Source organism: Microcoleus sp. S13_C5, assembly GCF_036700845.1.
Taxonomy (GTDB): Bacteria; Cyanobacteriota; Cyanobacteriia; order Cyanobacteriales; family Microcoleaceae; genus Microcoleus.
Genome location: NZ_JAUBPR010000202.1, coordinates 1 through 6,337 on the forward strand (window position 1 = coordinate 1; position 6,337 = coordinate 6,337).

Here is a 6,337-nt window from a genome sequence, read left to right on the forward strand (position 1 = left end):
AATGCAGTTCACGCTTCTGTTGACGCTCTACCTATTATCCTCTCTGCATAGCACTTTTACAAAACCGGGATGCTCCCGAGTTAACCTGAGTCGCAAGCGGGACAGGTACAGGCCACAGCTTAATAGTTTCATCTGCGCTACCGCTGGCTAAGAAAGTATCTTGAGAGCTAAAAGCAACTGACCAAACTGGCTTAGAATGCTCCGCAAAATTTGTTATCAGTTCACCTGTTTTTAAGTTCCACAGCTTAATAGTTTTGTCGTAGCTGCCACTAGCTAAAGCCTGTCCATCCGGGCTAAAAGCAACTGAGAGAACCGGGCCGGAATGTCCTGTTAATGTGTGCAGAACTTTGCCATCTGTAAACTGCCACAGCTTAACAGTTTTATCCGCACTGCCACTGGCTAAAGTTTTCCCGTCAGGACTGAATGCAACTGATTCCACCGACCCGGAATGCCCAGTCAGTGTGTAATTGCCGCCATCATCAAGCCACCAAATCTTGATAGTTCCATTCTGGCTGCCGATTGCCAAAATTTTACTGTCTGGGCTAAAAGCGACAGATTTAATCCAGTCTGTATCTTGAAGTGTGCCCAGTAGTTTGCCATCGGGAAAATTCCACAGTTTTACAGTTTTGTCGGTACTGCCAGAAGCGAGTAACCTTCCATCAGGACTGATACTTATTGCCTTGACATCATCCGCATGACCTTTCAAGGTATTGATGAGTATGCCAGTTTTGAGATTCCACAATTTAATCCGGTTATCCCAACTCCCGCTAGCCAAAACATTGCCATCAGGACTAATGGCGAGGGATTCAATTGCATCGGTATGTGCTTTTAAGGTGTAAAGTAATTTGCCGGTTTGCAAGTTCCAGATTTTGATAATGCCGCTATAACAGCCGCTGGCTAAAGTTTTGCCGTCTGGACTGAGTGCGATCGCGTAAATCCACCCTGAATTCTCTTTAAAACTGCTGGAAGATTGAGTGAACAACCCCGATTTCAACTGAGATAGAGTTGTTTCCGATTCCGAAAGCGACCTAGACCAGCCGATGCCGGCCGCAGTTACAACTGCTGTTAATGTCAAAGCTGCTGAAAGTTTCCATTTAAATGCTTTTGATATCATAAATATAGCCTCCACAACTCAGTTTATGTAAAATAAACTCCCCGATTTAAAGCCCAGAAATTGATCGAGGAGGTTTCGGCGACATTCTACGTTTAAAAAATGCTATCCAACACTCGGGTTTCGCCCTGTTACTTTGCCTTCTTTTGGCTAATTTTTTTGTTGTCTAGATTGGCGATCAATCAAGAGCCGACCGAGGAATAAAACTATTGTGGCGGTTATAGCTGCAATTCCAACAGGGGTTAAATATGTCCAGTGACCTGCCATTTTATCCCAGATATGCCAGGTTACTAAAAACATAGCAAGGTAAGTGAGAATCTGCAATTTTTTCCAATTTTTTTTGAGTCTTTTCACACTCCAATCGTTAGAGGTGATAGCCAAAAGAGTGAAAATAATGAAGCTTGATACTCCCTGGAAGTAAACAAAATAAGTTTTGAGATCAAAGATATCAAAGTTTCTTTGTTTGAAAAAGATGAATCCGTGAAGTACAGCTAAAAAGAAAGATAGCAGACCAATGACGCGGCGATATTTTAGCAGCCATTGGGGAAAGCCTGTTTTTTTTGTGAGAGGAAAAACTATTCTCAAATTTGTGGGAAGTAGTGTGAGAATATAGGCTGTTAAGGCCGCGAATCCCAGGAGACTCGCCTGAGAAAATGTATCTAAATCTATGGTTAAAAGTTGCATAAATTACTCTTATTGCTAAAGAGGTAAACTTTAATTCTACGTAGGCTAGCATTGGAAAATCGCCATTTCAATTAAGTTTTAAGTGGATAAAAAGTATTCGCAAAAATAGCTGGTTAAAAGTTGAGTTTTTAACTCAATCCAATGTCAGCTAATCCTGACATTGGATTGAGAAGATTAGCTGAACTTTGGGCTAGGTATGGTGCAAAACTACAAAGTGGTAAGACCCCCTTTCCATAAGAGAGGACTGAAGTCCTGACTACAAACTACACAGCCTAACTAAAAGATCGATCGTCAAACGGCAATTCATCAAACCGCGAGTCAATCTCAGCCTCAGAATTCGCAACAGGGGAATTAGCGCGAGATGCCGGCGGCTTAACAGAATTCACCTGGGCTACTGATAACTTTGCCGCAGGTTCCGATTTCTGTAGGTTAACTACAGGTAAATCCCCGCCATTTTCTCCATTTTTGCTCGTTTGATTCCACATCATCATTCCCAGCAAACCATCAACCAAACCGCCGCCGCTACCGTTGCCTGTTACCGCAACATCCGGCACAACTCGCACGTTACGATCGCCTATAATTTGCATTAACTGCAAAGCCGTATAACCGGAACCTCCCAAAGCTACAACACCCGCGCGATAAGCTTCAGCTTGAGCATTTCCCTTCACCCGAATCGACTCAGCTTCACCTTGAGCTTGTTTAACCTGAGAATTTGCTTTCAACTCTGAAATCTTCACGCCTTGTTCCGATTTGACCATCTCTTGTTGAATCTCAGCCAGCGCCGTTTCCCGCACCAATTGTTGCCGCTGAGTTTGTGCTACTTGCTGCACCTCATAAGTCTTGCACTGTTCCTCAGCAATTTTGCGATCAGTTTGAGTTTGCATCAACTCTGCCGGTGGCAAAATATCCCCGATCAAAGTATCAATTGCTTGCACGTCATAGGTACGCAAAGCTGCTCTGATATACTCTGCTGCTTCCGCTTGCCTGCCGCTTCTTGCCGAGAGAAAATCTAATACAGAATAAGCTTGAGCAGAATTGCGGAAATAATTGCCAATTGTCGGCTGCAAAACGTGGTCTACTAAATTCTGCATTGAACCGACGCGAGAGATAACTTTCGGAGCATCCAAAGCCCCGACGTGAATAATCTGAGCTACTTCTAAATCAAAGGCAAAACCGTCTTGAGAACGCACGGTTAAAGACGAAAGTTTAGAATCGTAACTGTGCCTTTCTGTTTTGCCCGACCAATTCAATACTATATTAGTAGTCGGCACTAACTCTACTTTCAAAATGCGAGTGTTCAGCGGATGTTTCCCCGGATAAAGGGGAGTTACCCAAACCCCTTTGTTGCCGACATTTACTAAATTTCCGTGAGTGAAAGCAGCACCGCTCACATCTTCCGAGGTTTTGCCGACATAGGAAATGACCGCGCCGACATAGCCGATCGGGATTTCGGTCATCGCCACTTGGTCAACCCCGACAAACCAAGGATTTAAGTTCCACGAACCCGAAAGCAACACCTGTTCCTGCAAACCGCGCCGCCCGCCGGCGGCGATAAATTTTTGCGCGTTTTGGAAGTTGTCGTGATTCGGAATAATCGGGCCGGCAATTTCGCCATCTTGAATCGGAACGCCATCAAAAGTTGTGACAATTCCTACTTTGTCTGGGGCAATTTTGTACAGCTTCAATAGTTCTGCTGTCATCCCGTGTTTGGCAGCATTTGCCGCTGTAATCACGGTAAATAATGCTGTATTAATTCGATAGCTACCGCCAGTCACAATGCCGAGTTGTCTACCTTTTTCGCCGCCGCCTTTGAGGAATTTGCGAGCATCTTGAAAATTGTCGCATTCTGTGATTTTGCCGAGGATGCGCTGCGGCGGAATTGACTGACCACCTGCTGCGATAATGAGAGCAATTTCACCTTGGGGAACTACAGTCAGAGACTCTTTGCGAACGTTGTACTGCAAAGGCCAATAACCCCAGTGCCAACCGGGGGGCAAAGTATCAGCTTGATATCCCGCTTCTCCGTTTAAGGCAATTAAATCTCCGGGGGGTAAAGACTTGCCGCCGAAGCTAAACTTTTTACTGACAATGCCAACTTCCCGATCGCCAATTACCACCAATCCGCCAAAAAATAATGGCAGCACCAGAATAATTATCATACCGCCAATCGCGATCGGGATAAATCCGCCCGCATCGAGCTGCATTGTCTGCACGGGAACAGTGGTACGCAACTGCCCTAGCTGCAAACTAGAATCAGGTTTTGCAGCTAGCTGAGTCGAGGTTTGATTTGCGGGGGGGATATTGCTAGTGGCTAATACCAGCGAGGGTTTCAAACTGGTTGTTGCACTAAGAGCTAAAGACGCCGAAACAGCGGCTGCTAACTGTTTTAAAACGCGGATTTTGACTTGAGATTTGGACAAAAATGAATAAAGCATTTTTTTTGAGCAGGGCTAATTTGTCCTATGAGCTCCAGCTTAGCCTTACTAAAAAGTTTTTACATAAAACTTAAGGTCTTATTTATCATTATTTGCAGTCATAATAGTCATATTTCTCAGTAAAAAAAATACTGCTCATTAAACTACAGGCTGAAAATCCCCCGTTTTAATGCGGAAATCGCGGCTTGCGTGCGATCACTAACTCCCATTTTGCTCAAAATATTGTTGATGTGAAACTTGACGGTGCTTTCGCTGATGTGCAAAACTTCACTAATCTCGTTGTTGCTTTTACCAGCGACTATGAGGCGGATGACTTCTAATTCGCGCTCGCTCAATTCAGGCCCACTCAGGCGATCGGCTAACTTAACACCCACTGCCAGCGGAATGTACTTTTTACCCTCAAAAACAGCCCGAATCGCTGCTAAAAGCTCCTTGGGTTCCGCATCCTTAAGCAGATAGCCCTTAGCACCCGCTTGCAATCCGCGATAGATGTTTTCATCGCCGTCATAAGTCGTCAGCAGGACAATCCGGGCGCTGGGAAACTCCGCACAAATCGCAGCAATGGGGCGATTCCATAGCTGATTTGCCGATACCAGAATATCCCGAAATCAGCATCATTGCGCTTGTGGCACAGGCATCTTGCCTGTGTCCGCTGACTCGTTCAAAAGCTGTTAGTAAGCTATCAATTTCTCGCTCTCTGCCGTAAAGTTTTTGCTGGATTTGAAAACAGTCATAAATATCTTGAAAACCTAGAGAAAAAACAGATATATTGTTAGAGCCGTGCAGGTGATTTAAACATTTTTCTAAATGAACTTTTATTCCGAAAGCATTTTGATAGCGTTCTTCAGCATTTTCCGCCATCAACTTCATGACAATCTCGGAAACAACTTGCGGAATTTCGGGATTCACCTCAAAGGGAGATAAGGGCTGCTTAGCGAGATGACTGTGTACTAATTCCAGGACATCGTTAGTGTCAAAAGGCCGTTGGTATCTCAGCAGTTCGTAAAATGTAGCCCCCAGAAAATAAAAATCTGTGCGGTAATCTAAACTTCGGTTCATTCTGCAGGTTTCGGCGACATATAAGCAAGATTTCCCTCTAAAATGTTGGGATTTTTGATGGTGTAATTCTCTCGCGTCAACTGCGTGGAAATGCCAAAATCGATAATTTTGAGTTCTCCGCTAGCTGGATTGAAGACAATATTTGAAGGGTTAATGTCTTTGTGAATGATGTGGGCGCTGTGAATTTGTTGTAAACTTTCTGTGGTGGCGATCGCAATTCTGAGGAATTCTGCAATACTAAATGTTTGCTGCATCCAAATTTTCAAGGATTCGCCGCCAAAATCCTCCACAAACATCACCAGCGTGTTTTGATATGGCTGCAAATCATAGGCTTTTATACAGCCGCTCAGGTTAAGAGATTGTGTAATTTTATACTCTGTGCGATAGCGGGCGAGTTCTTGGGGTGTGGGATAATTTTCTTTAAGGACTTTGAGGATGACGGGGAGACTGTCGGGTTGTCGGAATGCTCGGTAAACCAGGGAGTTTGCGCTTTCGTAGATGAGATCTGTGACTTCAACGCCGGGAAGAGTCAGCATATTCATACCGCTGTCAACTTTGCAGTCGAACATAGCATAAATTTGCTCATCACACCAGAGGTGCGTGAGCCATCAGTCGATTTTAGATTTTAGATTTTAGATTTTAGATTTGACTCCACATCTTAGATTTTAGATTTGAGAAGCTAAGACAGGTTTCCCAGTCAATACAACCTGTTCGATAATGTCAGCAGCGCGCTTGACTCCTCCCGATCGCCCGATCGCCTCTTGCATCTCGATCGCCCTTTGTTTATACGATTCTTGGGTTAGGACTTTCTCAATTGCCGATCGGACTTTAGGAATGCTCAATTCCTTCAAAGAAACCACCTCGCCAACACCCGTATAACCAATCCGCGCCGCCACTCCCGGCTGATCATTCGCCACAGGAATTGCCACCATTGGGACTCCATTGCTCAAGGATTCCAAAGTTGTATTCATCCCAGGGTAAGAGCATCTCAATCAGCCTTGACAAAAGGATTTGAGAAGAAGCATCATGTATTCATCATTCATTGCAG

General features: G+C 44.5%; 5 protein-coding genes and 1 pseudogene. All 6 read right to left on the bottom strand.

From position 1 onward, the window contains the following. Positions 1–34: 34 nt before the first annotated feature. Positions 35–1,114, bottom strand: a complete 1,080-nt coding sequence (locus tag QUA04_RS28250) for a WD40 repeat domain-containing protein (RefSeq protein ID WP_333263704.1) — start codon at positions 1,112–1,114, stop codon at positions 35–37. A gap of 147 nt (positions 1,115–1,261) precedes the next feature. Next, positions 1,262–1,795, bottom strand: coding sequence for a ferric reductase-like transmembrane domain-containing protein (locus QUA04_RS28255; RefSeq protein WP_333263707.1), 534 nt, complete (start codon positions 1,793–1,795; stop codon positions 1,262–1,264). A gap of 272 nt (positions 1,796–2,067) precedes the next feature. After that, complete coding sequence (locus tag QUA04_RS28260; RefSeq protein WP_333263710.1) at positions 2,068–4,230, bottom strand: flotillin family protein; 2,163 nt, start codon at positions 4,228–4,230, stop codon at positions 2,068–2,070. 143 nt (positions 4,231–4,373) lie between these two features. Continuing rightward, positions 4,374–4,709, bottom strand: coding sequence for a response regulator transcription factor (locus QUA04_RS28265; protein ID WP_333263712.1), 336 nt, complete (start codon positions 4,707–4,709; stop codon positions 4,374–4,376). A gap of 94 nt (positions 4,710–4,803) precedes the next feature. Further along, a pseudogene (locus tag QUA04_RS28270) lies at positions 4,804–5,825 on the bottom strand (protein kinase domain-containing protein); the annotation flags it as partial. 129 nt (positions 5,826–5,954) lie between these two features. After that, on the bottom strand, positions 5,955–6,260 hold the full coding sequence (locus tag QUA04_RS28275; RefSeq protein WP_333263715.1) for a hypothetical protein: 306 nt from the start codon (positions 6,258–6,260) through the stop codon (positions 5,955–5,957). Positions 6,261–6,337: the final 77 nt, after the last annotated feature.

What these genes read in the sequence shown, in the direction of transcription:
- QUA04_RS28250 (WP_333263704.1), bottom strand. Translation starts at nt 1,114, where the DNA reads ATGATATCAAAAGCATTTAAATGGAAACTTTCAGCAGCTTTGACATTA.
- QUA04_RS28255 (WP_333263707.1), bottom strand. Translation starts at nt 1,795, where the DNA reads ATGCAACTTTTAACCATAGATTTAGATACATTTTCTCAGGCGAGTCTC.
- QUA04_RS28260 (WP_333263710.1), bottom strand. Translation starts at nt 4,230, where the DNA reads ATGCTTTATTCATTTTTGTCCAAATCTCAAGTCAAAATCCGCGTTTTA.
- QUA04_RS28275 (WP_333263715.1), bottom strand. Translation starts at nt 6,260, where the DNA reads ATGAATACAACTTTGGAATCCTTGAGCAATGGAGTCCCAATGGTGGCA.